Here is a 26,580-nt window from a genome sequence, read left to right as displayed (position 1 = left end):
GTTCCGGACATGCCCGAGGGGCGGGCCCGGCCGCGCCGTCAGGTGCGTGGCCGGGCCCGCCCCTCGGGGGCGGCCGGTACGGCGGTTACCGCGGAGTCGTCTACTGCGGGGTCATCCGCTCCACCATGTCCGGGTGCTCCTTCAGCCAGGCGGCGACGGCCTCCTCCTCGTGGCCCTGGCCGCGGTTCTTGATCTCGGCCTCCAGGCCGCCCAGCTCGTCCTCGCTCATATGGAAACCCTTGATCCACTTCGTGAGCTCGGGGTACTGCTCGGGGAACTTCTTGCTCGCGATGGTGCGGATCGTGTTGCCCTCACCGAAGGCCTTCTCGGGGTCCTTCAGCTTGGTCAGCTCGTACTCGCTGTAGGCCCAGTGCGGCGACCACAGGGTGACCGCGATCGGCTCCTTCTTGGCGAGGGCCCGCTTGAGCTCGGCCAGCATCGCCGGCGTGGAGCCGTCGACGACCTCGTACTCGTCCTCCAGGCCGTAGCCCGGCATGACCTCGTTCTTGAGCAGCTGCATCTCGCCGGTGCCGGGCTCGATGCCGATGATCCGCCCGTCGAACAGGTCGGCCTTGCCCTTGAGGTCCGCCAGGGACTCGACGTCCTTGACGTACGAGGGGACGGCGATCTCCAGCGAGGTGGGCTCGTACCAGGTGCCCAGGTCGGTGAGGTCGTCCTTGCTCTTGTCCCAGTAGTTCTTCTGCGCGTACGGCAGCCAGGCGTCGAAGTTGAGGTCGAGGTCACCGGAGGCGAGGCCGGTGTAGACCGGGCCGACCTCCATCTGCTTGAGGTTCAGCTCGTAGCCGCGCCGCTCCAGGACGTTCTTCCACAGGTAGGTGACGGCGATGTCCTCGTCCCAGGGGAACCAGGCCACGTCCAGCGGCCGCTTCGCCTCGGCGGGGGTGTCGCCGGAGCCGGACCCGACCGGGGCCAGCTTGTCGACCACGCCGGGGTTGGCCTTCAGCCAGGTGCGGACGGCGTCCTGCTGCTTGCCCTTGCCGGCCTTGTTGATCTCGGCTTCCAGGCCGGTGAGTTCCTTCTCGGACATCGAGAAGTCCTTCAGCCACTTCCCGACGAGCGGGTTGTCACCGGCGAAGCCCTTGCGCGACACCGTGTGCACGCCGTCGCCCTCGCCCCAGCTTCCCTTGGGGTCCTTCAGCTTCTTCAGGTCGTAGTCGCTGTACGCCCAGTGCGGCGACCAGAGCGTGACGACGACCGGTTCCTTCTTGCTGTAGGCCCGCTTGAGCTCGGCCAGCATCGCCGGGGTGGAGCTGTCGACGACCTCGTACTCCTCGTCCAGGCCGTACTCCTTGAGGACCTTGCTCTTGAGCAGGCCCATCATGCCGGCGCTGGACTCGATGCCGGTGATCTCCCCGTCGAAGAGGCCGGCCTTGCCCTTGAGGTCCTCCAGGCTGTCGACGTCCTTCATGTACGACGGGACGGTCAGCTCCAGTGAGGTCTCGCCGTACCAGGAGCCGAGGTCGTCGAGCTGCTCGCCGTACTTCTTCCAGTACGCCTCGTGGGTGGTGGGCAGCCAGGCGTCCGTCTGGAAGTCGACGTTGCCCTGCGCGAGGGCGGTGTAGAGCGGGCCGGCCTCGAACTGCTTGGCCTCGACCTCGAACCCGCGCTGCTCCAGGATCTCCTTCCACAGGAAGGTGGAGGCGACGCCCTCGTCCCAGGGGATGTAGCCGATGGTGACCTTCTTGCCGTCACCGACCTTCCCGCCGCCGGCGGTGGTGGTCCCGGAGCCGCTGCCGCCGAAGATCCCCATGCCGCCCGCGACCAGGGCGAGGACGACGACACCGATCACGGCGACCTGCGGGCGGGGCCGGTAGGACCAGATCTTCAGCCCCTGCGCGGAACGTGCCTTGGCGGCGGCGCGCCGGCCGAGCGGGGAGACCTGGGTGCCCAGGGCGCTGGTCATGCGGTCCAGGTAGATCGCCAGGACGACGATGGCGACGCCGGACTCGGCGCCGAGGCCGATGTTGAGCTGTCCGATGGCCTCGATGACCGCGCCGCCGAGTCCGCCGGTGCCGACCATGCCGGCGATCGCGGCCATGGACAGGCCGAGCATGATGACCTGGTTGACGCCCGCCATCACCGTGGGCAGCGCCAGCGGGAGCTGCACCCGCAGCAGGGTGTTGCGGGGCGTGGTGCCGAACGCCTCGGCCGCCTCGACCAGTTCCTTGTCGACCTGGCGGATGCCCAGTTCGGTCATGCGCACGCCCGGGGCGAGCGCGAAGATCAGGGTGGCGACGATGCCCGGGGCGGAGCCGGTCCCGAAGAACAGGATCGCCGGGATGAGGTAGATCATCGCGGGCAGCGTCTGCATGAAGTCCAGGACCGGCCGGACCACGGCGCTGACCCGGTCCGAGCGGGCCGCCCAGATGCCCACCGGCACCGATATGACCAGCGCGATCACCGTGGCGACGATGACCAGCGCCAGCGTCACCATCGAGTCCTCCCACAACTCCATGGAGTCGAGGAAGGCGAAACCGAAGAAGGTGAGGACACCGGCGAAGGTGCCGCGCAGCCAGAAGGCGATGACCGCGAAGATGCCGCAGAGGATCAGCGGTTCGGGGGCCTGGAGGACGGCGTTGACACCGTCGTAGGCGCCGGTGAAGACGGCCTTGAAGAAGTCGAACAGCCAGCTGACGTTGGCGAGCAGCCAGTCGACGGCGCTGTTGACCCAGTCGCCGAGCGGAATCCTAGGCACGGGCCATCACCTTCTCGCCGCCCTTGTCGCGCGGGGTGTCGCAGACGCCGGGGTCGGACTCCTCGTCGCCGAGGAAGCCGACGAGGCGCTGCCGGGGCACGATCCCGACGAGTGCGCCCTCCTCGTCCAGCACCGCCACGGGGTGCGGTACGCGGGCACTGATCGCGCACAGGTCGGTGAACGGCGTGTCGGGCGTCGCGGTCTCACAGCCGCAGTCGGCCTCGTCGCCGCGGACCCCGCGGTCCATCACGGCGCCGGCGGTGAGCACGCGGGAGCGGTCGACGTCCTGGGTGAAGGAGGCGACGTAGTCGTTGGCGGGGCGGATCAGGATGTCCTGCGCGGTGCCGATCTGCACGATGCGGCCGTCGCGCATCACCGCGATCCGGTCACCCAGGCGCATGGCCTCGTTGAGGTCGTGGGTGATGAAGACGATCGTCTTCTTCAGGGTCTTCTGCAGTTCGAGGAGCTGGTCCTGCATGTCGCGGCGGATCAGCGGGTCGAGGGCGCTGAAGGACTCGTCCATCAGCAGCAGGTCGGCGTCGGTGGCGAGCGCGCGGGCGAGACCCACGCGCTGCTGCATGCCGCCCGACAGCTCGTCCGGCCACGACTTCTCCCAGCCGGCCAGGCCGCACAGGGCGAGCGCCTCGTCGGCGCGGCGTTCGCGCTCGGCGCGGGGCACGCCCTGCACTTCAAGACCGTAGGCGGCGTTGTCACGGACGCTGCGGTGCGGGAACAGCGCGAAGTGCTGGAAGACCATGCTGATCTTCTTGGAGCGGACCCGGCGCAGTTCCCGGTCGGGCAGCGCGGTCAGGTCCTGGCCGTCGAAGCGCACGTGTCCGGCGGTGGGCTCCAGCAGGCCGTTCAGCATGCGCAGCAGGGTGGACTTGCCGGAGCCCGACAGACCCATGACGACGAAGATCTCGCCCGGCTCCACCGTGAACGAGGCGTCGATGACGGCGGCGGTGGTGCCGTCGGAGCGCAGCTCCTCCCGGTCGGCTTTCTTCTGGCGCAGTCGTTCGACCGCCTGGTCCGGTCGTCTGCCGAACACCTTGAACAGATGCTCGGCCTCAAGCCTGGATGACACGCGTACCTCTTGTCTCGACGGCAAATGGCAGAAGCGATGCCCGGTGGACGGCTCACGCGGCCCCAAAACAGTTGAATCTGTAACCGGCATCGCTCCGGGGCCGCGCCTCCCCGGTTTCGCACAGGGCAAACGTGTCCGTGTGACGCCTCACATAGTTCGCGCAGAACGCAACTCGTTGCGCACAGCACGCCAACCGCTGGCAGTCGTGCCGCATGCCCCGCCCTCCGCGGGCAGTCGTGCCGCTGGGGCGGCACGGGTGGGCGCGACGGCACCCCGCAAACGCCGGGCTGCGTAGACCACCGCCCGGCCCACACCGACGCACCCGCACTGTCAGCGACGTACGGCATGATGCGGTCCGTGACCGGACGACTGATGCTCCTAGACACCGCCTCCCTGTACTTCCGCGCCTACTTCGGCGTCCCGGACTCCGTCAGGGCCCCCGACGGCACCCCGGTGAACGCCGTGCGCGGACTGCTCGACTTCATCGACCGCCTGGTCAAGGACCACCGCCCCGACCACCTGGTCGCCTGCATGGACGCCGACTGGCGCCCGAAGTGGCGGGTGGAGCTGATCCCCTCCTACAAGGCGCACCGCGTCGCCGAGGAGCGCCCGGCGGGCCCGGACGAGGAGGAGGTGCCCGACACGCTGTCCCCGCAGGTGCCGGTCATCGAGAGCGTGCTCGACGCGGTGGGCATCGCGCGGGTGGGGGTCGCCGGGTACGAGGCGGACGACGTGATCGGCACGTTCACCGGCCGGGCCGGCGGACCGGTCGACATCGTCACCGGTGACCGCGATCTCTACCAACTGGTGGACGACGCGCGCGGGGTGCGCGTGCTGTATCCGCTGAAGGGCGTCGGCACGCTCCAGGTCACCGACGAGGCCGTGCTGCGCGAGAAGTATGGGGTGGACGGCAGGGGGTACGCGGATCTGGCGCTGCTGCGCGGCGATCCGAGCGACGGTCTGCCGGGCGTGCCGGGCATCGGGGAGAAGACGGCGGCCAAGCTGCTGGCCGGGTTCGGCGACCTGGCCGGGATCCTGGCGGCCGTGGACGACCCGCGGGCCAAACTCACGCCGTCGCAGCGCAAGCGTCTGGACGAGGCGCGGCCGTATCTCGCGGTCGCCCCCAAGGTCGTCCGGGTCGCGGACGACGTCCCGCTCCCGGACGTCGACACGGCGCTGCCGCACGGGCCGCGCGACCCGGCCGGGGTGGAGTCCCTGGCCGCCCGCTGGGGTCTGGGCGGCTCGCTGCAGCGCCTGCTGACGACCCTCTCGGCGTGAGCCGCACACATTGCTGAACCGGACGGGGTGTCCGCCGACGGGGCGTCGACCGAGATCGAGGTGCTAACTTAGGTAACCCTAACTGTGACAGCTGGGAGGCTCCTCATGGCAGAGCGACCGGTACGCGCCCCCCGCGCGCCGCACACCGCCGAGGTCGTCCGCACCGAGCGGCTGACCCCGCACATGCAGCGCGTGGTGCTCGGTGGTGAGGGGCTCTCCGATTTCTCGGCGGACACCTGCACCGATCACTACGTCAAGCTGCTGTTCCCGGCCGCGGGGACGACGTATCCGGAGCCCTTCGACCTCCAGCGCATCCGTGAGGAGTTCCCGCGCGAGCAGTGGCCGGTGACCCGGACGTACACGGTGCGCCAGTGGGACGCCGAGCACCGTGAGCTGACCCTGGACTTCGTGGTCCACGGCGACGAGGGCCTGGCCGGCCCCTGGGCGGCGAACGTCCGGCCGGGCGAGGTCGTCCGGTTCATGGGGCCCGGCGGCGCCTACGCGCCCGACCCGGCCGCCGACTGGCATCTGCTCGTCGGCGACGAGAGCGCGCTGCCCGCGATCGCCCGCTCGCTGGAGGCGCTGCCGCACGGCGCCAGGGCGTTCGCCTTCGTGGAGATCTCCGGCCCCGACGAGGAGCAGAAGATCGACTCCGATGTGGAGGTCCGCTGGCTGCACCGCGGCGGCAGGCCCGTCGGCGAGGCCCTGGTGGAGGCCGTCCGGAGCCTCGACTTCCCGGAGGGCCGGGTACACGCCTTCGTCCACGGCGAGGCCCACTTCGTGAAGGAGCTGCGCCGTCTGCTGCGGGTCGAGCGGGGCATTCCGCGCGAGGACCTGTCGATCTCCGGTTACTGGCGCCTCGGCCACAACGAGGACGGCTGGCAGGCCTCCAAGCGCGACTGGAACGCCCGCGTCGAGGCCGAGCAGGAAGGCACGGAGACCTCCGCCTGACCTTTTGACCGCACGGTCACGGTGCCGGTCCGGTGGGGGCTGGTGGAGCGCCTACGGCCGGTGGGTGGGTCGGGGCCGCGTCGGGGGTGTCCGTCCTCGGACTGGCGCGGAACAGATGTCTCGAACGGCCGGGGGCGCGGACGCGCCAGCCACTGCGGGCGGCCACCCCCGCCCCGTCCCCTTCCCGCCGTAGGCGCCTGTGGCACGCCCACCGCGGCACGCGCTCCGGGACCGTACGCGCCTGCGTCCCGCCGAAGCCGCAGGCAGCCGCACGCCGCCACGATCCGCGGGCAGTCGTGCCGCTCCCCACGATTCGCGGGCGGCCGCACGCCGCCGCTCCCCGCGCTCCGCGGGCATTCGTGCCTCCCCCAGTGCCTCAAGGGCCTGGGAGGTGCCCCAGGGCGATGGGGGTCCCCCCGCTCGAGCGGAGCCGAGAGTGGGGGAGGGTGGGCGGTGGGGGTCCCTCCCGCTCATGGGGGTCCCTCCCGCTCATGGGGGTCCCTCCCGCTCATGGGGGTCCCTCCCGCTCATGGGGGTCCCTCCCGCTCATGGGGGTCCCTCCCGCTCGAGCGAAGCCGAGAGTGGGGGAGAAGCCGAGAGTGGGGGAGGCACCCCGCAAGCGCCGGGCTGCGCAACCCCACCCCCGGCCCACACCGGGGCACCCCGCAAGACACCGGGGCCGCAGCCCCACCAACGCGGGGCACCCCACAAAGCACCGGGACACCCCCGCCCGCCCGGACGGGCTGATCAGGTGAACCATGGCCCGAGGGGCCAGGGCCAGCGGCGTGGCGGACCGGCCAAAGGCGCGGCGCTGCCCCAGGATCCGGCCGCGTGGCACACACCTTCGACGAACTCGTGGCCAAGCAGCGCGCGGCAGACGAGGCACACTCCCGGGTCCGGCAACTGCGGGACGCCTACGGCCCACCCACCCGGACCAAGTGGAGCGGGCGCCAGACCGCCACCTGGGAAACCGCCTGGCGGGCCTGGCGCGACCTCGCCCGTGACGTCCGCCTCGCGGTGACCGAGTACGCCCGGACCGAGGGCCGACCGCTGCACGAGATCGAGGCGGAGCTGAAACGGGCGACCGGGAACCACGACTGAGCGGCCCCGTACGCTTGCCCGGTGTGAGACGCAGACGGCCGATCCCGCCCTCCCCCCTGCCGCAGCGCGACGGTGTGGACCCGGTACGGGTCCGGCTGCCCGCCGGGGACCAGTGGGCCACGGTACGGGAGCACCTGGCGCAGCGGCTCTCGACCGCCGGCCCCGGGGTCGTGGACGGGATGTTCGCCGCGGGCCTGATCGTCGGGGCGGACGGACGGTCCGTACCGGCGGACACCCCGTACGCACCCGGCATGTTCGTGTGGTTCCACCGTGAGCTGCCCGCCGAGGTACCGGTGCCGTTCCCGCTGAGGATCGTCCACCGGGACGAGCACGTCGTCGTCGTCGACAAGCCCCACTTCCTGGCCACCACCCCGCGCGGCAGCCACGTCGCCCAGACCGCGCTCGCCCGGCTCCGCCGTGAGCTGGGCGTCCCGGAGCTGGGCGCCGCGCACCGCCTGGACCGGCTCACCGCGGGCCTGGTGCTGTTCACGGTACGGCCCGAGGAGCGCGGGGCCTACCAGACGCTGTTCCGCGACCGGCTGGTGCACAAGGAGTACGAGGCCGTCGCCCCGTACGACCCGGCCCTGGGCCTGCCCCGGACCGTACGCAGCCGGATCGTGAAGGAGCGCGGGGTACTGACCGCCGAAGAGGTCGAGGGCGAGCCGAACGCGGTCACCCGCGTCGAACTCGCCGCCCACCGGGCCGACGGCCTCGGCCGGTACCGGCTGGTGCCCGGCACCGGACAGACCCATCAGCTGCGGGTGCACATGAGCGCCCTGGGCGTGCCGATCCTCGGCGATCCGCTGTATCCCGAGGTGGCCGCCCCCGTCCCGGCCGGTGACTTCCGGCGTCCGCTGCAACTGCTGGCACGGAAGCTGGAGTTCACCGATCCGGTGACGGGCGTGGAGCACCGGTTCACCAGTGGCCGGACGCTCGCGGCCTGGTCCTCGTACGAGGACTGGGCGGCCGGTCAGTAACCGCGCCACCAGCGCAGGAAGCGCTGCCAGGCGCCCCGCGGCGGGGCGGGTTCCGTCACCGGCGGCGGCACCGGCACGGGATGCGGCACGGGCGGCTCGACGCTCGGCTCCGGCGACACCGGAGACACAGAGGGCACCGGGGCCGTCGGCCGGGTCACGCCGATGTGCCAGTCCCGCTGCGGGGGCGCGTCGTTCTCATGGCTGGGCCGCAGCAGCACGTCCTGCTGCGGCCGGGGCGTGAAGTGGACGGGCAGCTCCACGAGATGCCGCGAGGCGATGGACTCAGTGAAGGCCAACTGCTCCTCGGGGATGCTCAGTTCGACGTCGGGCAGCCGCATGAGCAGCGCGTCGACACCGACTTCGGCGACCACGCGGCCGATGTCCTGGCCGGGGCACTCGTGCGTGCCGCCGCCGAAGGCGAGGTGCGAGCGGTTGCCCCGCATGTCGGCGGTCGGGTCGGGGCGCACGCGGGGGTCGACGTTGGCCGGCGCGGGCGCGAAGACCAGTCCGTCACCCTTGCGGATGCGTTGCCCGCCGAGCTCCGTGTCCTGCTTGGCGAAGTAGGCGAAGATGGTGCTGAACGGCGGTTCGTCCCAGAGCAGTTGCTCCACCGCCTGGGGCACGGTCATCTGGCCGCCGTTGAGCTGGGAGCGGAAGCGGGGGTCGATCAGCACCTGGCGCAGCACGTTGGCGAGGAGGTTGGCGATGGTCTCGTAGGCGGCGATGAGCACCACCCGGAGGTGCTGGGCGACCTCCTCGTCGGTCAGTCCGGCCGGGTGTCTGACGAGGTGGCCGGCGAAGTCGTCCAGCGGCTGGGCCCGGCTGCGGGCCGTGAGGCGTTCCAGGGCCTCCATGACGTAGGCGTTGCTGGCGATCGCGGTCTCGGTGCCCCTGATCATGTCGCGGGCGGCCTCGACCATCCGGTCGTCGTACTCGTCGGGCATGCCGAGGACCTGGCACATCACGGCCATCGGCAGGTGTTCGGCGTACTGGCCGACCAGCTCGGCCTCGCCCGCCTCGCAGAACCGGTTGACGACGCGCTGGACGCTGCGGTTGACGTGCCGGCGCAGACCGCGGAAGTCGGTGGCCGCCACGGCGGCGTCGATGGCGCCGCGCAGCCGCCGGTGTTCATCGCCCTCGGCGTGGGCGCACATCGGCTGCCAGGCGATGTGCGGCATCAGCGGATGGTCGGGCTTGACCAGTCCCTCCGCGAGCGCGGACCAGATGCGGCTGTCCTTGCAGTACTGCGCGGGGGTGCGCACCAGTTGCTGGCTCTCGGCGTGGCCGAGGACCACCCACACCGGTACGTCGTCGTGGACCAGCGCGGGCGCCACCGGACCGTGTTCGGCCCGCAGTTCCTCGTACAGCTTCCTCAGGTCCTCCGACTCGTGCAGCCGGCTCAGCCCGCCGGGGCCCTTGCCGTGCGCGGGGCAGCCGGGGGGCGGGCCGGGCCGGGGGGCGTCCGTTCCGGTCGGGGAGTCTCCCGTCAGGGAGGTGGGTTCAGGCGTCACAGTGGTCGCTCCGAAGGGGAAAGCGGGGTCCGGTGCGGGAGGGATCCCGGGGGGTCAGGTGAGCGAGCCCGTCATGGCGAGCGAGTGCAGGAACCGCATCAGGGTCATCAGCACGTCGCGACTGGAGGCGCGGCGTCGCACATCGCACTCCATGATCGGGATCTGCTCGGACAGGTCGAGGGCGGACCGCAGGTCCGCGACGGGGTAACGCGGGGCGTCCGGGAAGGAGTTGACCGCGACGACGAACGGCACACCGCGCTCCTCCAGCCGTCCCATGACGTCGAAGCTGACTTCGAGGCGGCGGGTGTCGACCAGTACGACCGCGCCGAGCGCCCCCTCGAACAGCCCGTTCCACAGGAACCAGAAGCGCTCCTGGCCGGGGGTGCCGAACAGGTACAGCACCAGCTGGTCCGTGATCTTGATGCGGCCGAAGTCCATGGCGACCGTGGTGGCCGTCTTGGAGGCGGAACCGAAGTTGTCGTCGACCCCGATGCCGGCCTGTGTCATGGTCTCCTCGGTGGTCAGCGGTTTGATCTCGCTGACCGAGCCGACCATGGTCGTCTTGCCGACCCCGAACCCGCCCACGATCACGATCTTCACCGCGGCCTGTGCCGTGTGCGGCAACCGGTCCTCGGCGCGGGGGCCCGGGATGGTCTCAGAGCCTTTGAAGTCCATGCATCACCGCTTCGAGAAGGGAACGGTCGGGCAGCGCCTTGCGGACGACCGGGAAGCGCGCCTGGACCAGTTCCGCCGCCAGCATCTCGGTGAGCAGCCTGGTCACCACACTGAACGGCAGGTTGAGATAGGCCGACAGTTCGGCCACGGACAGGGGGGCGGCACAGAGCCGGAGCAGCGCCGCCTGCTCGGGGGTGGCGGAGGGCGGGGGGTCCGGGGAGCCGGCCACGATCAGCGTGACGAGATCGATGTCGGCACGTTCACCGTCCGGTCCGGTGACGACGTACAGCCGCTCCGGGTTGCCGCCCTCGCGCTCCTTCCCGGCCGGTCCGGCCGGCTGCGGAGGGGGTCCGTCCTGGGGGAAGCGCCTCTGGCGTCGCGGAGGAGTCATACGGTCTGCCCGTTCCGTCGGGGCGGACTGGTCAGATGGGCGCCGATGCGGACGACGAGGTCGCGCATCATGCCGCCCATGCGGCCCGGCTCGCAGGTCATGTCGGAGAGCACCGCGAGATAGGCGTTGGCACCGGCCGCCATCAGATAGAAGTAGCCCTCGTCGATCTCGATGAGCACCATCTTCATCTCGCCGTTGCCGTACGGGAGTTCCTGGGCGACGGCCCCGGCGAGGCTCTGTACGCCCGCACAGGCCGCGGCGACCCGGTCGGCGGCGTCCGGCTCGCCGCCGTAGCGGGCGATGCGCAGGCCGTCGGCGGAGAGCACCACGATCATCTCGACGCCGGGTACGCCGTCGGCGAGCTCCTTGAGCATCCAGTCGAAGTTGGCTCGTTGCTGGATCACTTGAGGTCCCCCTCGTCATCGGCCTCGGTGCGGGCCGGTTCGTTGATGAGATGCAGATAGGCGGTCGGGTTCCGGGTGAAGTCGGTGGTGGGGACGCCCGGGTCGAGGCCCTTGCGCATGCCCTCCCAGAAGGCGTCGACCCACAGCCCGGGTTCGCGGTCGTCCTGCTTCTTCTCGGGCTCGGGCCTGGCCCAGATGTCGTGGTACTCCTCACCCCGCTCCTTGGCCTCCCGCTCGGCCCGTTCGGCGGCCGCCTGCTCGGCGTACCGCTGGGTGATCGGGGTCTTCACCCGGTTGCGGCGCTGCGGCAGTCCGCCCGCGGTCCACTCGGTGACCTCCGGGACGTCGTCCTCCATGGAGACGGTGGCGGGGATGCGGGGGCTGGTGGGGCGGCGCTTCTTGGGGGTGCGCTCGGGGCCGGGCAGGGCGTCGACCGGGCGGGGCACCGAGGTCGCCCCGATGCCGTGGGCGAGGCCCACGCCGGGCTCGTCGGTGATCATCTCGCTGGGTACGACGAGGACGGCGCGGACGCCGCCGTAGGCGGAGGCGCGCAGCGAGACCTGCATGTTGAACGCGGTGCAGAGGCGGCCGACGACGGCGAGGCCGAGGCGCGGGTTGCCGCCGATCTCCTGGAGGTCGGTGCCCTTCTGGGCCTGTTCGAGCATGCCCTCGATGCGGGCGCGGGCCTGCTCGTCGAGGCTGACGCCGGCGTCCTCGATCTCGATGGCGACGCCGGTCTGCACCTCGGTGGCGGTGACGCTCACCTTGGAGGTCGGCGGCGAGTAGCGGGTGGCGTTGTCGAGGATCTCGGCGGCGGCGTGGATGACCGGCTCGACGTGGATGCCCTTGATGTTGATCTTGGCGATCGACTTCAGGTCGATGCGGCGGTACTCGAGGATGCGGGACATGGCGCCGCGCAGCACGCTGTAGAGCGCGACGGGCTTGGGCCACTGGCGTCCGGGACGGCCGCCGCCGAGGACGGAGATGGAGTCGGCGAGGCGGCCGATCAGCGCGGTGCCGTGGTCGATGCGCAGCAGGTCGTCGAAGACCTCGGGGTTGCGGCCGTGGTCCTCCTCCATCTCGCGGAGTTCCTTGGCCTGCTGGTGGACGATCGCCTGGACGCGGCGGGCGATGCTGACGAAGGAGCGCTGGGCGGAGTCGCGCAGGTTCTCCTCGTCGTCGATGATCTTGAGCATCGTCCGCAGCATCTGGAGCTGGTACTCCGGCAGGTCGCGCCAGGCCGGGTTGAGCCGGGGCAGGTCGCGCAGCACCTCATGGGGGTCGTTCCCGCCGTGCAGGTGGTCCAGGGCCGCGGGGACGACCTGGCGGATGAAGTGGTCCGTCTCCGTGTCGTGGGCGGCGATCCGGGACTCCAGGTACGCACGGTGGCGGTCGTGCTCGGCCCGCGCCTCGCGCAGGATCCGGCCGCGGCGCACCGCCTCGGCCGCGGCGGCGGTCACCAGCAGGGTCGCGACGGCGCCGCACACGCCGACGGCGATCCGGGCGGGCTCCGTCACCAGGGCGACGGCGGCTCCGGTCGCCGCGGCCATCACTATGGCCGGCAACAACAGCACGCGTGTGTAGGGAAGTTGGACACTCGCCATGTGAGCCCTCTGAAACGAATCGACTGACGGTCGGGAAACGTGCACATAGGGGAACAAACGCACGAATTCATCTCAACCCGGTGCGCTGCGGGCGAGCTTAGTCCGACAGGATCATCGCCATGTCATATTCGGCGAGTGCCGGAAATGACGCCTGGGACAGGAGTACGCTCAGGTCGTTTACACGCTGCGCGGCCGTTCGAACACAATCCGTCACCGCGCTCGGGTGTACGAAAACCACTCACCGTCACGGGCGAGGGAGCGCCCCGGGGCTTCTCGATCCTGCCCATGGAACCCGGCGGTGACGCACCCCGATGAGGGCGCGCGGAAGGCAGAAGCCCGGCGCGCACGGGGCGCACCGGGCTTCTCCGACTGCTCTGGGCCGGGCGGTTCAGCCCACGGACGAGTAGGCGACCACGCCGCGCAGCAGTCCGTCGACCGCCTTGCGGGCGTTCCTGGCGACCGTCGAGCCCTCGGCGGACGGCGCGGCGGCCGAGATCTGGCCGAGCACGTCGATGACCTGCTTGCACCAGCGCACGAAGTCGCCGGCCGGCATCTCCGCCTCGCGCAGCACCTCGTCCAGGCCCTTGCCGGACGCCCACATGTAGGCGGCCCAGGCGAAGCCGAGGTCGGGCTCGCGCTGGCCCACGCCCTCCGTCTGGCTGATCCGGAAGTCCTCCTCCAGGGCGTCCAGCCGGCCCCAGATGCGGACCATCTCGCCGAGCGCCGCCTTCGCCCTGCCCGACGGCAGCTTGGGCGCCATCGCGTCGTCGGCGACCCGGGCCTCGTACACCAACGCCGACACGCACGCGGCGAGTTCGGCGGGGGCGAGCCCCTCCCAGACGCCCTCGCGCAGGCATTCACTGGCCAGCAGGTCCAGTTCGCCGTACAGCCGGGCCAGCCGCTTGCCGTGCTCGGTGACCTCGTCGCCGCGCAGGTAGTCCATCTCGGTCAGCAGCGCGACGATCCGGTCGAAGGTGCGGGCGATGGTGTTCGTCCGGCCCTCGATGCGGCGCTCCAGCTGCGAGGTGTCGCGCAGCAGCCGGTGGTAGCGCTCGGCCCAGCGGGCGTGGTCCTCACGGTCCTGGCAGCCGTGGCACGGGTGCGCCCGCAGCGTCTTGCGCAGCCGCGCGATCTCCCGGTCGTCGGCCGCCTGGGAGCGCTGCTTGCGGTGCCGCTCCGGCGCGATGTGCCCGGCCTTGGTGCGCAGCGCGGAGGCGAGGTCCCGGCGGGACTGCGGGGAACGGGCGTTGAAGGACTTCGGGATCCGCATCCGCTCCAGCGCCTCCACCGGCACCGGGAAGTCGATCGACGCCAGCCGCTTCACCTGCCGCTCCGCGGTCAGCACCAGCGGGCGCGGACCGTCGGCGTACTCGTAACCGCGATGGCCGTTGGAACGGCCCGCCGGCAGCCCCGGGTCGAGGACCAGCGCCAGCCCCGCGTACTTTCCGGTGGGTACGTGGATGATGTCACCGGGCTTGAGCTTCTCCAGCGCGACGGCGGCCTCCGCACGGCGCTGCGCCGCGCCCTGCCGGGCCAGCTCGTTCTCCCGGTCCTTCAGCTCCCGGCGCAGGCGCGCGTACTCCTCGAAGTCGCCGAGGTGGCAGGTCATGGACTCCTTGTAGCCCTCGAGACCCTCCTCGTTGCGCTGCACCTGCCGGGAGATGCCCACGACCGACTTGTCCGCCTGGAACTGCGCGAAGGACGTCTCGAGCAGCTCGCGCGAGCGGTGCCGGCCGAACTGCTCGACCAGGTTGACCGCCATGTTGTACGACGGCCTGAAGCTGGACCGCAGCGGATACGTGCGCGTGCCGGCCAGTCCCGCCAGGTGGTCGGGGTTCATGGCGCGCTGCCACAGCACCACCGCGTGGCCCTCGACGTCGATGCCGCGCCGGCCGGCCCGGCCGGTCAGCTGGGTGTACTCGCCGGGGGTGATGTCGGCGTGCTGCTCGCCGTTCCACTTGACGAGCTTCTCCAGGACCACCGAGCGGGCGGGCATGTTGATGCCCAGCGCGAGGGTCTCGGTCGCGAACACGGCCTTCACCAGACCGCGCACGAACAGCTCCTCGACGACCTCCTTGAACGTCGGCAGCATGCCCGCGTGATGGGCCGCGATGCCGCGTTCCAGGCCCTCCAGCCACTCGTAGTAGCCCAGGACGTGCAGGTCCTCGGCCGGGATGGAGGCCGTGCGCTCCTCGACCAGGGAGCGGACCGAGGCCCGCGCCTCCTCGTCGTTGAGCCGGAGGCCCGCGTACAGGCACTGCTGGACGGCGGCCTCGCAGGCGGCGCGGCTGAAGATGAAGGTGATGGCGGGCAGCAGGCCCTCGGCGTCGAGCCGCTCGATGACCTCGGGCCGGCTCGGCGTCCACACCCGCGAGCGCTGTCTGCGCTCGCGCTCCCGGTCGGCCTCGCGCGTGTTGCCCCGCCCGCGCTTGCGGTCGCCCCAGGACGGGCGGCTCGCCTCCAGGCGGGCCATGCGCGTGAGGTCCGGGTTGACGGCCTTCTTTCGGCCCTCGCCCTCCTCGAACAGGTCGTATATCCGGCGCCCGGCGAGCACGTGCTGGAACAGCGGCACGGGCCGGTGCTCGGAGACGATCACCTGGGTGTCGCCGCGGACGGTGTCCAGCCAGTCGCCGAACTCCTCCGCGTTCGACACCGTCGCCGAGAGTGACACCAGGGTCACCGATTCGGGGAGGTGGATGATCACTTCCTCCCAGACGGCGCCGCGGAAGCGGTCGGAGAGGTAGTGCACCTCGTCCATCACCACGTAGCCGAGGCCGAGGAGGGTCCGCGACCCGGCGTACAGCATGTTCCGCAGCACCTCGGTGGTCATCACGACCACGGGGGCGTCGGAGTTGACGCTGTTGTCGCCGGTGAGCAGGCCCACCTTCCCCGTGCCGTAGCGGCGGCACAGATCGGCGTACTTCTGGTTCGACAGCGCCTTGATGGGTGTCGTGTAGAAGCACTTCTTGCCCTGCTGGAGGGCGAGGTGGACGGCGAACTCGCCGACGATCGTCTTGCCTGAGCCGGTGGGCGCGGCGACCAGCACGCCCTTCCCCGCCTCGAGCGCCTGGCAGGCCTCGATCTGGAAGGGGTCGAGGCCGAAGTCGTACATCTCGCGGAAGGAGGCGAGCGAGGTGGCCTGCTCGGCGGCGCGCCTGCGTGCCGCCGCGTACCGCTCGGCCGGTGAGAGGTCCTCTGTCATCGTGCTTTCGAGCGTACCGGGCCGCACCGACAACAGGACGATCATTATCCGTTCAGGGGCCCACGACCCGCAGCGCGCCCGGCACGCAGCGCGCGGTGAGCGGCAGCGGCCCCACCGGCTCCCCGTCCGCGTAACCGGTGACCTGCTCCGCGGCCAGCTCCACGCTCGCCGCCCGCAGCACGGTGATCGCGGGATGGCCGACGTGCGTCCCCCGGTACACCCTCGGGAACACCCGCAGCAGCGTGGCCCGGCTGCACTCGCCGACCACCGTGATGTCGAACAGCCCGTCGGTGAGGTCCGCTCCGGGGCAGATCCGCATGCCGCCGCCGTACGACGGCCCGTTGCCGACGGCCACCAGCGTCGCCTCGACCTCGCGGACCTCGCCGCCGTCCAGGGTGATCCGGTACGGCAGCGGGCGGAAGGCGGCCAGCTCGGCGACCATCGCGACGTCGTACTTCAGGCGCCCCAGGGGCAGCCGCATCCGGTTGCCGCGGTCGTTGACCCGGGAGTCGAAGCCGGAGGCGAGTACGGCGCCGAACCAGCGGTCACCGATCCGGCCGAGGTCGATGTCGCGGACCCGGCCGCACTTGAGGGCGTCGGCGATCATCCGGCCGGCCGCGGCCGGTTCCCGCAGGGGCATGCCGAGGGCGCGGGCGAAGTCGTTGCCGGTTCCCGCGGCGACCAGGCCGAAGGGGGTCCCGGTGCCGACGACGGCCTGCAGGGCGAGGTTCGCCATGCCGTCGCCGCCGACGGCGATCAGGGCGCCGGTGCCCTCCTCGACGGCGGCGCGCGCCCGGTCCAGGGCGTCCCGCGGGTCGTCGCCGAGCACGGTCCGCACCGAGAAACCGGCGTCCCGGAACGCGGAAGCGGCCGGCCGCGCCGCGCGGGCGCCCCGGCCGCGGCCCGCGGTGGGGTTGACGAAGAGGGTGATCTCGCTGGTCACGGGGATGACCCTATGAGCTGCGAGGCGGTCCTCAGGTCACGTCGTCATAACCGTTGACCCGGTCCTTGGACGCCTGCTCGGGCAGGGCCGCCACGGGCTCCACCGGATCGATGTCCTCCGGGGTGAGATCCAGCTCGGACGCCTCGTCGTCGGCGGGGCCCTCGGACTCCTTGCGGGCCCGCCGTTTGTCGTTGAGCAGCGAGAGCGCCACAGCGACGAAGTAGAGGACGACGATGGGTCCGGAGAGCGCGATCATCCCCACCGGGTCGGTGGTGGGCGTCGCGACCGCGCCGAAGACGAAGACGCCCATGACGACACCGCGCCACCAGCCGGCCATGCGGCGGCCGGAGACGATGCCGACCAGGTTCAGCATGATGAGCAGCAGGGGGAGCTCGAAGGCCAGGCCGAAGACCAGCACCATCCTGATGGTGAAGTCGAGGACCTCGTCGAGCGAGAGGATGTTGGCCGATCCCCCGGGGGTGAGGCTGAGCAGCACCTTGATGCTGACGGGGAGGATGACGTACGACAGGTAGGCGCCGCCGACGAACAACGGAACCGCGGCCGCGACGAAGTAGTAGGTGTACTTCTTCTCGTGCTTGTGCAGCCCGGGGGCGATGAAGGCCCAGAGCTGGTAGAGCCACACAGGGCTGGAGACGATCAGGCCGGCCATGAGGCTCACCTTGATCGTCGTAGTGAACGGCGACGTCAGCGTGTTGAAGGAGACGATGGCGCAGTTACCACCGTCGCTGTTCGCCAGGTCCTCGCATTTGGGCACCGGCTCCGCGAGGAACTGCATGAGCTGCTCGCTGTAGAACGCGGCCACGATCATCACCACGACGATCGCGACGACGGCCTTGGCGAGCCGGTTGCGCAACTCACGCAGGTGTTCCACGAGGGGCATCCGCCCCTCGGGATCCCTCTCCTGCTTGCGGGCAGACTTGAGCAACCCACGTTCCCATCTCGTGCGGCGGGCCGGATTTCACCGGCCCTGCGTCAGCGCTTGGTCGTGTCCGTCGGCTCCGTGACCGGGCGGGAGCTGGTCACGTCGCCGGGAGCGGCCTGGATGGTGCGCTGCGCCGGGGGCTGCTCATCGGTGGCCGGCGGGTCGGCGGGGGCGGCGGACTTGTTGTCGTCCTTCATCGCCTTCGCCTCGCTCTTGAGGATGCGGGCGGACTTGCCGAGCGACCGCGCCATGTCCGGGAGCTTCTTCGCGCCGAACAGCAGGATGATGACGACGAGGATCAGAATGATCTCGGTGGGTCCGAGCCGTCCCATAAGTCTTTACCTTCTCACCGAGGCGGGTGGGTGGGTGGCTGTCCGACCGGTCGGACAGGTGTCCGAACGACGGCGCTGACAGCGATCGTAACGCTCAGGGGTAAACGTCCGGCAATCCCCGTGCGTACTCCCGTCCGCGACCCGGGCCTCGTTCTCCGGACCGCGACCAGCAGCGTACCTGCCGGAACCCGCCAGGTGACAGGGCGAAGCCGCACGGGGAGTGGCCGGGACCGTTCAAAGGGATTCGGCGGAGCGGGCCGTGCTGGTCGCCGCGTGTTCCAGGTCCTCCGCCGCCCGGCCGATACGGCGGGCCGAGTCCGTGACCTGCCTGCCGAGCCGTTCCGCCTCGACGAAGACCTTGACGGCGAACACCCCGAGCACCAGCAGACCCAGGAACCCCACGGCAATCGCGAACATCGGCCAGAACATGAGGGCGAGCCTAGACGGTCGAGTGGAGCCGCAGCGTCCGGACCCCGCCGCCGGTGAGCAGCTCCACGATCCGCTCCCCCGCCGGCTTGCGGACGGCCGCCCCGCACTCGGGGCAGGTGAAGGAGTAGAACGTGGTACGGCTGCTGGCGCCGATGGCCAGACGCAGCGCGCTCGCGGCCAGCTCGAAGCGCTCCCGGCAGTCCGGGCAGCCCGCCCGGAACCTCACCGGGGCCACGCTCCTCATACCCGCGAACGCGGACGCCGCCGTCATGGTCCGCGCACCGGACGTCGCCGACTCGCTCAAAGCCCTCGCTCCTGCCTGTCGTCCTGTCCGTGCGGCCCCGGTCGTCCGGCCGCCTCGACCCCGTCGTACGCCGCGAGCGCCTCGCGGGCCGCCTGCCGGGCGCTGTCGGCCAGCGCGTGCGGTTCGACGATGCGGCCGTCGCGGCCGAGCCGCAGGGCCAGCCGTCTGAGCGAGGCCGGGTCGGGCGTGCGCAGAGTGATACGCAGCCCGCCGTCGGGAAGCTCGTCCGCGCTGTCGTGCGGGTAGTACTCGGCGACCCAGCGACCGCCCGGCCCGACCTCGACCACGACCTCGGGGTCCTCGGCCGCCGGCTGCACCAGCGCCTCCGACAGGTCCCGCAGCTCGACCTCGGGCGGCGCGGACGGCTCGTCGAGGATGCGGATCTCGGCGACCCGGTCGAGCCGGAAGGTGCGGCGCGCCTCGGAGCGCCGGCACCAGGCCTCGACATACGTGTGCCCGACGCTGACCAGGCGGATGGGGTCGATCTCCCGCTCGGTGACCTCGTCGCGCGCGGGCGAGTAGTAGCGGATCCACAGTCTGCGGCGCTCGGCGATGGCCCGGTCGACGTCCGCGAAGACGCCGCCCTCGGACTCGAAGGTCACCGACAGCCGGGCGCTGGCGCCGGCCGCCTCGCCGGCCGCGGTCTCCACCTTCGCGGTGGCCCGCAGCAGCGCCTGCCGGTCGCCCTCGCGCAGCCCGGGCAGCGTGGCCACGGCACGGGCGGCGACCAGCAGCGCGGTGGCCTCGTCGGCGGCGAGCCGCAGCGGCTCGGCCGCCTCCGCGCCGAGGGCGGCCGGGTTGTGCCACCAGATGCGCTCGCCGTCGGTGTCGATGTCCAGCAGATCGCCGCCGCGGAAGCTGGTGCCGCACATGGGCAGCACATCGAGGTCGGAGACCAGCTCGTCCTCGGTGATCCCGAAGGCGCGCGCCACGTCCTCGATCCGGGCGCCGGGACGCTCCCGCAGATACGTCACCAGGGAGAGCATCCGCCGGGTCTGGTCGATGGCGTTCACGGGCCTGACCGGTTTGCCTGCCACGTCCTTGTCCGCTCCCCCTCAGCCCTTGGCCACGGCACGCAGCCGGTCCATCACGTCGGCCCGCAGCTCGGCGGGGGCCAGGACCACCACGTCCGGTCCGAACTCCACCAGCCAGGCGTCCAGGCCGTGCCCGTACGGAATCTCCAACTCGTCCCAGCCGTCGCCGAGTTCCCGCACCGCGGTGGCCTTCGCCCGAAGGGGGTAACCGGCCTCGGAGCGCAGCCGGATCCGCGCCGAGCGGTCGGCGGTCTCCCCGGCCCAGCTCGCCACGGTCTCCCGCACGGTGACGACGTCCGGCACCGGGACGGTGAACCGGCCGCTGCGCGAGCGCACCTTCCCGGTGATCCGGGAGAGCCGGAAGACCCGCTCGGCGCCCCGGTCGCGGTCCCAGCCGGCCAGGTACCAGTGGCCGCGCCAGCACTCCAGCGCCCACGGCTCGACGTGCCGCTGTCCGGGCTGGGCGGCGTTGGCCTTGCGGTAGTCGAAGACGACCGGCCGGCGGTCGCGGCAGGCCAGCATCAGCGGCTCGAACGCGGCCTCGTGCACCGGGATGCGCGGCTCCAGCGCGCCGTGGGCGCCGTACGGGTCGACGTCCTCGGGGAGGCCGGCCGCGCGCAGCTTCTGCAGGGCGCCGCTGGCCGCTCCGGCGAGCCGGGCCTGCTGCCACACCTTGGCGGCGAGCCCGAGGGCGGCGGCCTCCTCGGCGTCGAGGGTGATGGGGGGCAGCCGGTTGCTGTCGCGGCGGGCCAGATAGCCGACCTCGCCGTCGAGGTTCTCCACGGTCTCGATGACCAGTCCGAGTTCGCGCAGGTCGTCCTTGTCGCGCTCGAACATGCGGTTGAAGGAGTCGTCGGAGCCCGCTTCGAGATAGGCCTCGATCGACTCGCGCAGCTCACGCTTGCTGAGGGGCCGGCGCGTCCCGAGCAGACACAGCGCCAGATTCATCAGCCGCTCGGCCTTGGCAATGGCCATCGACCCGCTTCGCCTCCCTATGGTGCTTACGACCGATGACCGTACCGCCCCGAGGTGGCGCGGTAAAAGCCGAGGGCCCATGCCCGGACAGGCATGGGCCCCGGATGATCGGCTTCGGTCGGATCAGACGCCGAGCAGGTCGACCACGAAGATCAGGGTCTCACCGGGCTTGATCGCCGGGGTGGGGCTCTGGTTGCCGTAGGCGAGGTGGGCGGGGATGGTCAGCTGACGACGGCCGCCGACCTTCATGCCCTGCACGCCCTGGTCCCAGCCCTTGATGACCCGGCCGCCGCCCAGCGGGAAGCGGAAGGGGGTGCCGCGGTTCCAGCTGGCGTCGAACTCCTCGCCCGTGCTGAAGGCCACGCCGACGTAGTGCACGGTGACGGTCTGGCCCGCCTGCGCCACCTCGCCGTCGCCCTCCCAGATGTCCTTGATCTCGAGGTCCGCCGGGGGCTCGCCGCCCGGGAAGTCGATCTCGGGCTTGTCGATGCTCACGTCTAACGCTCCTGCTTGTCTGCGGAAAGGCGAACACGCACAGTCTTACATCCTTACGGCGTCACAGCTTCGCGAGGATGTCCACCGAGAAGACCAGCGTCGAGTCCTTCTTGATGCCGCTGCCCTCCGGCGGATTGTCGCCGTAGCCCAGCTCCGGCGGGATGACGATGAGGACCCGGCTGCCGACCTTCTTGCCGGTCAGTCCCTGCGCCCAGCCCTTGACGACCTGCTGCAGCGAGAACGACGTGAGCTGTCCCCGGCCGTACGTGGAGTCGAACTCCTCGCCGCCGTCCCACAGCACGCCCTTGTACTGCACCAGGACGCTGTTCTCGGCGCCGACCTCCTCGCCGTCGCCCTCGATGACATAGCTCGACACGAGCTTCTTCGGGGCGTCCGCGTCGGGCACCTCGATGGAGGGGGCCTTGCCGTCGGTGTTGGTGCCGACCTTGGGCAGGTCCTTGTCGCCCTGCGCCGCCTCGGTGCCCTTGGCGGAGCTCTTGGCGTTGAACGAGTCCTGGATGTCGACCACGAACACCAGCGTGTCGGTGCCCTTGATGCCGGCCTGCTCATTGCCCTGCGCGCCGTAGCCCCAGGTGGGCGGGACGGCCATCTGGACGCGGCTGCCGGCCTTCTTGCCGGTCAGCGCGTACCGCCAGCCGTCGATGATGCTGCCCTGGGCGAGCTGGATGGCCAGCGGGGTCTTGCGGTCGTAAGAGTTGTCGAACACCTTCGCGGTGCTCCACACCTGGCCCAGGTAGTGGGCCACGACGAAGTCGTTCTCCGCGACCGTCTTGCCGCCGCCCGCGATGACCGTCTTGACCGCGAGGTCCTTGGAGGGGTCGCCGCTGCCCTTGGCGACCGTCGGCTTCTCCCCGAACTCCGTACCCGCCGTGATCGCCGGCAGCGGTCCGTCGACGATCTTCGGCGGAGGCGCCGCGGACGACTGGGACGCCGAGGGCGACGCGCTGTCGCTGGCCTTGCCGGAGTCGGACTTGTCGTCGCCGCACGCGGCGAGGGTCACCAGTCCAGCGGGAACGGCAATGAGAAGTGAGCGTCGGCGCACGGTGGGGGCCTCGTAATCATCGATCTTGTGGATGGCGTCCGCGCAACTCTACGGCGTGAGAAGGGCGCCGCACGGTGTAACGTACGGCGCCCGTGTGACGTTCCGGGAATTTCGGGATCCCCCGGCGGAACGCGTCTCTCACATTCCGGCGATCAGCTTCTCCACCCGTTCGTCCACCGAGCGGAACGGGTCCTTGCACAACACCGTTCGCTGGGCCTGGTCGTTGAGCTTGAGGTGCACCCAGTCGACGGTGAAGTCGCGGCGCTGTTCCTGGGCCCGCCGGATGAAGTCGCCCCGCAGCCGGGCCCGAGTGGTCTGCGGCGGAACGGACTTGCCCTCGAAGATCTTCAAATCGTTGCAGATCCGGGCCGCTTGTCCCTTTTTCTCCAGCAGGTAGTACAGACCCCGCCGGCGGTGGATGTCGTGGTAGGCGAGGTCTATCTGCGCGACCCTCGGATGCGACATCGTCATGTTGTGCTTGGCCCGGTACCGCTCCAGGAGCTTGTACTTCATGACCCAGTCGATCTCGGTGCCGATACGGTCGAGGTCCTCGGCCTCGATCGCGTCCAGCGTACGGCCCCACAGCTCCAGCACCTGCTCCACGGTGCCGGTGCGGATGCCCCGGCGCTCGCAGAAGTCCAGCGCCTTCTCGTAGTACTCGCGCTGCACCTCCAGCGCGGAGGCCTCCCGGCCGCTGGCCAGGCGCACCTTGCGCCGGCCCGTGATGTCGTGGCTGACCTCGCGGATCGCCCGGATCGGGTTCTCCAGGGTGAGGTCGCGCATCACGGTGCCCGCCTCGATCATGCGCAGCACCAGGTCGGTGGCGCCGACCTTGAGCAGCATGGTCGTCTCGGACATGTTCGAGTCGCCCACGATGACGTGCAGGCGGCGGTAGCGCTCGGCGTCCGCGTGCGGCTCGTCGCGCGTGTTGATGATGGGCCGCGAGCGGGTCGTCGCCGAGGAGACGCCCTCCCAGATGTGCTCGGCCCGCTGGCTGACGCAGTACACGGCGCCGCGCGGCGTCTGCAGCACCTTGCCGGCGCCGCACAGCAGCTGCCTGGTCACCAGGAACGGAATGAGGATGTCCGCGAGCCGCGAGAACTCCCCGTGCCGGGCCACCAGGTAATTCTCGTGGCAGCCGTAGGAGTTGCCGGCGGAGTCGGTGTTGTTCTTGAAGAGGTAGACGTCGCCCGCGATTCCCTCCTCGTGCAGGCGTCGTTCGGCGTCCACCAGGAGTCCCTCGAGAATGCGCTCGCCTGCCTTGTCGTGGGTGACCAGTTCGGTCACGTCGTCACATTCCGGCGTTGCGTATTCCGGATGTGATCCCACGTCGAGATAGAGGCGGGCGCCGTTCCGCAGAAAGACATTGCTGCTTCGGCCCCATGACACGACACGGCGGAAGAGGTACCGCGCCACCTCGTCAGGCGACAGGCGGCGCTGTCCCCTGAACGTGCACGTGACGCCGTACTCGTTCTCCAGCCCGAAAATGCGGCGGTCCATGAGGGAACATTACGCCCGATCCCCCGACCTGAAACGAGGTTCGACGGCACGATTTGGATCATTTTCCGAACGGGCCGCAACCACCGCCCTTCCGGCGGGAACTGCCAGTACCCCTCCCGTGGCGACCAAAACCAGCAGCGACACGCCACCCGCGACCCCCGGCACGGCGAATCCCCACAGCGCCCCGCCCGCCTCGACGACCGGACCGGTGAGGCCCGTTCCGACCGACGCGCCGACGGTGAAGGTGGTCACCAGCCAGGAGAACGCCTCCGTGACGGTCCCGCGCGGCGCGTGCCGGTCCACGAGCACAAAGGCACAAGCGATGGCAGGTGCCAGGAAGAGCCCGGCGACCACCATGAGCAACGTCATGGCCACCGCTCCCGGCATCAGCATCAGCGGCAGGTAACACACCGCCAGAAGGGCCACAAGCCCCTGGAGTCGCCGCGCGGGCTCACCGGCCCACTGCCGCGCCCCGTACGCCATACCGCCGATGAGCGCGCCCAGCCCGATCCCGGCCATCAGCCAGCCGTACACCTGGTCGCCGCCGTGCTCGTCCGCGTACGACACCGCCGCCACGGTGATGGACCCCAGCGCCATCCCCACGGCCAGGAAGGCACCCAGCAGCGCGAGCAGCCCCGGCGAGCGCAGCGCGCCCAGCCAGTGCGCCTCGCGCGGCGCCGACCGCCAGGCCCGCGAGGGCGGCGAGACGACCACGGACAGGGCGCCCAGCACCCCGATGACGTTCAGCACGAGCAGCGCGGCCTGCGCCGACCACAGCGAGGCGCACACCGTCACCAGCAGCGGTCCGACGGTGAACATCACCTCCTGCGCCACGGCGTCCATGGCGTACGCCCGGTGGACGTGGTCCTCCTCGGGCAGCACGGAGGACCACAGGGCGCGCAGCCCGCCCTCCAGGGGCGGAGTGAAGAGCCCCGCCGCGGCCACCGCGACGTACGCCATCGCCGACGACCCGGCCCCCGTGAAGGCGAACACGGCCATCGCCAGCGCCGACAGCACCGCGGCCGGCAACTGCACCCGCGGCTGTCCGCGCAGATCCACCAGCCGCCCCAGCACCGGCTGCCCCACGGCGTTGGCCACGCCGTACACCGCCGCCAGCGCGCCGGCCAGGCTGTACGTACCGCCCTCCGCGCGCACGAACAGCACGATCGCGATGGCGGCGGTCGCGTTGGGCAGCCGTCCCACGAGCGTGCCCACGAGCAGCCGGGTGGCGTGCCGCGCCCGGAGGATCTCCAGGTATCCCGTGGCCATGCGGGCCCCTTCACTGGAAGTTTTACGTATAACTAGGCACTCCATACGTACCATGTCCGCTGTTCACCAGTCCAGACGAAGGAGCGGCCCGACGATGCCCCGAGCCGGCACCCGCCCCACGAGCCGGGACGTCGCCCAGGCCGCCGGCGTCTCCCAGGCCGCGGTCTCCCTGGTCCTCGGCGACAAGTGGCGCGGCCGGGTCTCCGAGGCCACGGCGGAACGCGTCCGCGAGGCCGCGCGCACCCTGGGCTACCGCCCCAACCTGGCCGCCCGCAACCTCCGGCTGGGCCGCACCCGTACGGTCCTCCTGGTCGTCCCCGCCCTCACCACGGAGTTCTTCGCCGGTGTCTACACCGGGGCCGCCCGGGTGGCCTCCCGGCACGGCTTCGGCGTGGTCCTCTACCCCTCCCCCGAGGGCATCGGCCCCGCCCGCGACCCCTTCGCGTCCGCGCAGGCGGCCCTGGACGGCGTCATCGCCTCCTCCATGGCCGCGGAGGCCCTCACCGCGATCCGCGGCGAGGCGCTGCCGCTGGTGATGCTGGACAGCGACCCCGGGGGCAGTGTGGGCGCGGCCACGGTCAACCTCGACATCGCCGACGGCGTCCGCCAGGTCACCGACCACCTCCTGGCACTGGGCCACCGCCGCTTCTTGCACCTGGCGGCGGATGTGGCGTCCTGGACCTTCGAGGTGCGTGCGCGGGAGCTGGCGGCGCGGCTCGAGGCCGTGCCGGGGACATCGCTGCGTACGGCGCGGGCGCCGATCTCGATCAAAGGGGCGGAGGTGTCGGCGGAGGCCGCGCTCCGCGGGGCGGCGGTACCGGACCGCCCCACCGCCGTGGTCTGCGACGACGACCATCTGGCGGCCGGCACGTACAAGGCCGCGCGGCGTCTGGGGTTGCGCGTTCCCGAGGACCTGTCCGTCACCGGACTGGACGATCTGGCCCTCGCGAGCGCGATCGATCCGGAGCTGACCACGGTGCGGTTGGACGCGGAGCTCTTCGGTGAGCGGGGGATGGAGGCGCTGCTGGCGGTCCTGGAGGGCCACGCCCCCGATGCGGGCGACATCCCGGTCGAGCTGGTGGTACGGGGGTCCACGGCCCCGGCGCCCCGCTGAGGGCTTCGGCAGCCCTCTGTGCCGGTGCTGGGCGGGGGTGGGTTCGTGGCCCGCGGCTTACGGGGCGCCGTCGCGCTGGTGACGGCCGGGGGTGCGCGGCCCGGCGCCGTGTGGGGTGCCCCGGCGTTGGGGTGGGCCGGGGGTGGGGTTGCGCGGCCCGGCGCCTACGGGGTGCCTCCCCCACTCTCGGCTCCGCTCGAGCGGGAGGTGCCCCCACCGCCCACCCGTGCCGCCCTGGGGGCACCTCCCAGGCCCTTAAGGCACTGGGGGAGGCACGACTGCCCG

At 71.2% G+C, this 26,580-nt stretch carries 24 protein-coding genes; 5 read left to right on the top strand and 19 right to left on the bottom strand.

Annotation, left to right across the window (positions count from 1 at the left end; translation table 11 throughout):
* Positions 1–100 precede the first annotated feature (100 nt).
* Both ACIA6T_RS33055 and ACIA6T_RS33050 read right to left on the bottom strand, forming a co-directional pair.
* On the bottom strand, positions 101–2,716 hold the full coding sequence (locus ACIA6T_RS33055) for an ABC transporter permease/substrate binding protein (protein WP_399450210.1): 2,616 nt from the start codon (positions 2,714–2,716) through the stop codon (positions 101–103).
* Entirely contained in the window at positions 2,709–3,800 is a 1,092-nt protein-coding gene (locus ACIA6T_RS33050; RefSeq protein ID WP_399450209.1) for a glycine betaine/L-proline ABC transporter ATP-binding protein, read from the bottom strand. The genes ACIA6T_RS33055 and ACIA6T_RS33050 overlap by 8 nt, the downstream gene beginning before the upstream one ends.
* A 348-nt stretch (positions 3,801–4,148) precedes the next feature.
* On the opposite strand from ACIA6T_RS33050, the gene ACIA6T_RS33045 reads away from it, so the two are divergent.
* From ACIA6T_RS33045 to ACIA6T_RS33030, 4 genes are all read left to right on the top strand, one after another.
* Complete coding sequence (locus ACIA6T_RS33045; RefSeq protein ID WP_399450232.1) at positions 4,149–5,078, top strand: 5'-3' exonuclease H3TH domain-containing protein; 930 nt, start codon at positions 4,149–4,151, stop codon at positions 5,076–5,078.
* Between the two features lie 105 nt (positions 5,079–5,183).
* On the top strand, positions 5,184–6,029 hold the full coding sequence (locus tag ACIA6T_RS33040; RefSeq protein ID WP_399450208.1) for a siderophore-interacting protein: 846 nt from the start codon (positions 5,184–5,186) through the stop codon (positions 6,027–6,029).
* 831 nt (positions 6,030–6,860) lie between these two features.
* On the top strand, positions 6,861–7,130 hold the full coding sequence (locus ACIA6T_RS33035; protein WP_385053625.1) for a hypothetical protein: 270 nt from the start codon (positions 6,861–6,863) through the stop codon (positions 7,128–7,130).
* Between the two features lie 23 nt (positions 7,131–7,153).
* Entirely contained in the window at positions 7,154–8,107 is a 954-nt protein-coding gene (locus ACIA6T_RS33030) for an RluA family pseudouridine synthase (RefSeq protein ID WP_399450207.1), read from the top strand.
* Here ACIA6T_RS33030 and ACIA6T_RS33025 read toward each other — a convergent pair.
* The 17 genes from ACIA6T_RS33025 to ACIA6T_RS32945 all read right to left on the bottom strand — a co-directional run bounded on the left by ACIA6T_RS33025 (position 8,101) and on the right by ACIA6T_RS32945 (position 25,181).
* The gene (locus ACIA6T_RS33025) at positions 8,101–9,618 is read right to left on the bottom strand and encodes a cytochrome P450 (protein ID WP_399450206.1); all 1,518 of its coding nucleotides are present in this window, start codon (positions 9,616–9,618) and stop codon (positions 8,101–8,103) included. The two genes, ACIA6T_RS33030 and ACIA6T_RS33025, sit on opposite strands and share 7 nt — an antisense overlap.
* A 54-nt stretch (positions 9,619–9,672) precedes the next feature.
* Positions 9,673–10,293 (bottom strand): GTP-binding protein, encoded by a 621-nt coding sequence (locus ACIA6T_RS33020; RefSeq protein WP_399450205.1) that lies wholly within the window; start codon positions 10,291–10,293, stop codon positions 9,673–9,675.
* Positions 10,274–10,684, bottom strand: coding sequence for a DUF742 domain-containing protein (locus ACIA6T_RS33015; RefSeq protein ID WP_399450204.1), 411 nt, complete (start codon positions 10,682–10,684; stop codon positions 10,274–10,276). Before ACIA6T_RS33015 ends, ACIA6T_RS33020 begins: the two co-directional genes overlap by 20 nt.
* Positions 10,681–11,088: a roadblock/LC7 domain-containing protein gene (locus ACIA6T_RS33010; protein WP_385053612.1), complete on the bottom strand. Its 408-nt coding sequence runs from the start codon at positions 11,086–11,088 to the stop codon at positions 10,681–10,683. The genes ACIA6T_RS33015 and ACIA6T_RS33010 overlap by 4 nt, the downstream gene beginning before the upstream one ends.
* Complete coding sequence (locus tag ACIA6T_RS33005) at positions 11,085–12,662, bottom strand: sensor histidine kinase (RefSeq protein WP_399450203.1); 1,578 nt, start codon at positions 12,660–12,662, stop codon at positions 11,085–11,087. Before ACIA6T_RS33005 ends, ACIA6T_RS33010 begins: the two co-directional genes overlap by 4 nt.
* Before the next feature lie 418 nt (positions 12,663–13,080).
* On the bottom strand, positions 13,081–15,939 hold the full coding sequence (locus ACIA6T_RS33000) for a DEAD/DEAH box helicase (RefSeq protein ID WP_399450201.1): 2,859 nt from the start codon (positions 15,937–15,939) through the stop codon (positions 13,081–13,083).
* 7 nt (positions 15,940–15,946) lie between these two features.
* Positions 15,947–16,837: a diacylglycerol kinase gene (locus tag ACIA6T_RS32995; protein ID WP_399450200.1), complete on the bottom strand. Its 891-nt coding sequence runs from the start codon at positions 16,835–16,837 to the stop codon at positions 15,947–15,949.
* Between the two features lie 31 nt (positions 16,838–16,868).
* Entirely contained in the window at positions 16,869–17,738 is an 870-nt protein-coding gene (tatC, locus tag ACIA6T_RS32990) for a twin-arginine translocase subunit TatC (protein ID WP_399450231.1), read from the bottom strand.
* 92 nt (positions 17,739–17,830) lie between these two features.
* On the bottom strand, positions 17,831–18,112 hold the full coding sequence (gene tatA / locus ACIA6T_RS32985; RefSeq protein ID WP_385053602.1) for a Sec-independent protein translocase subunit TatA: 282 nt from the start codon (positions 18,110–18,112) through the stop codon (positions 17,831–17,833).
* 234 nt (positions 18,113–18,346) lie between these two features.
* Positions 18,347–18,541 (bottom strand): hypothetical protein, encoded by a 195-nt coding sequence (locus tag ACIA6T_RS32980; protein ID WP_399450199.1) that lies wholly within the window; start codon positions 18,539–18,541, stop codon positions 18,347–18,349.
* A 10-nt stretch (positions 18,542–18,551) separates the two neighbouring features.
* The gene (locus ACIA6T_RS32975; protein ID WP_385053596.1) at positions 18,552–18,845 is read right to left on the bottom strand and encodes a hypothetical protein; all 294 of its coding nucleotides are present in this window, start codon (positions 18,843–18,845) and stop codon (positions 18,552–18,554) included.
* A complete protein-coding gene (locus ACIA6T_RS32970) occupies positions 18,842–19,882 on the bottom strand; it encodes a helix-turn-helix transcriptional regulator (RefSeq protein WP_385053593.1) in 1,041 nt (346 codons plus the stop codon). The genes ACIA6T_RS32975 and ACIA6T_RS32970 overlap by 4 nt, the downstream gene beginning before the upstream one ends.
* A gap of 18 nt (positions 19,883–19,900) precedes the next feature.
* A complete protein-coding gene (locus tag ACIA6T_RS32965; RefSeq protein WP_399450198.1) occupies positions 19,901–20,854 on the bottom strand; it encodes a helix-turn-helix transcriptional regulator in 954 nt (317 codons plus the stop codon).
* A gap of 123 nt (positions 20,855–20,977) precedes the next feature.
* Positions 20,978–21,349, bottom strand: a complete 372-nt coding sequence (locus tag ACIA6T_RS32960) for an FKBP-type peptidyl-prolyl cis-trans isomerase (RefSeq protein ID WP_030835713.1) — start codon at positions 21,347–21,349, stop codon at positions 20,978–20,980.
* Between the two features lie 61 nt (positions 21,350–21,410).
* On the bottom strand, positions 21,411–22,412 hold the full coding sequence (locus ACIA6T_RS32955; RefSeq protein WP_399450197.1) for an FKBP-type peptidyl-prolyl cis-trans isomerase: 1,002 nt from the start codon (positions 22,410–22,412) through the stop codon (positions 21,411–21,413).
* 138 nt (positions 22,413–22,550) lie between these two features.
* Positions 22,551–23,912 (bottom strand): Pup--protein ligase, encoded by a 1,362-nt coding sequence (pafA, locus tag ACIA6T_RS32950; protein WP_399450196.1) that lies wholly within the window; start codon positions 23,910–23,912, stop codon positions 22,551–22,553.
* 9 nt (positions 23,913–23,921) lie between these two features.
* Positions 23,922–25,181, bottom strand: a complete 1,260-nt coding sequence (locus ACIA6T_RS32945) for an MFS transporter (RefSeq protein WP_399450194.1) — start codon at positions 25,179–25,181, stop codon at positions 23,922–23,924.
* 94 nt (positions 25,182–25,275) lie between these two features.
* Here ACIA6T_RS32945 and ACIA6T_RS32940 point away from each other — a divergent pair, with 94 nt between their 5' ends.
* Complete coding sequence (locus ACIA6T_RS32940; RefSeq protein ID WP_399450193.1) at positions 25,276–26,295, top strand: LacI family DNA-binding transcriptional regulator; 1,020 nt, start codon at positions 25,276–25,278, stop codon at positions 26,293–26,295.
* The last annotated feature ends 285 nt before the right edge of the window (positions 26,296–26,580 follow it).

It is taken from the genome of Streptomyces sp. NPDC051740, assembly GCF_044453165.1.
Lineage (GTDB): Bacteria > Actinomycetota > Actinomycetes > Streptomycetales > Streptomycetaceae > Streptomyces > Streptomyces atrovirens.
The sequence above is the reverse complement of the archived record's forward strand: the minus strand, read 5'-3'. Positions and strand labels throughout refer to the sequence as shown.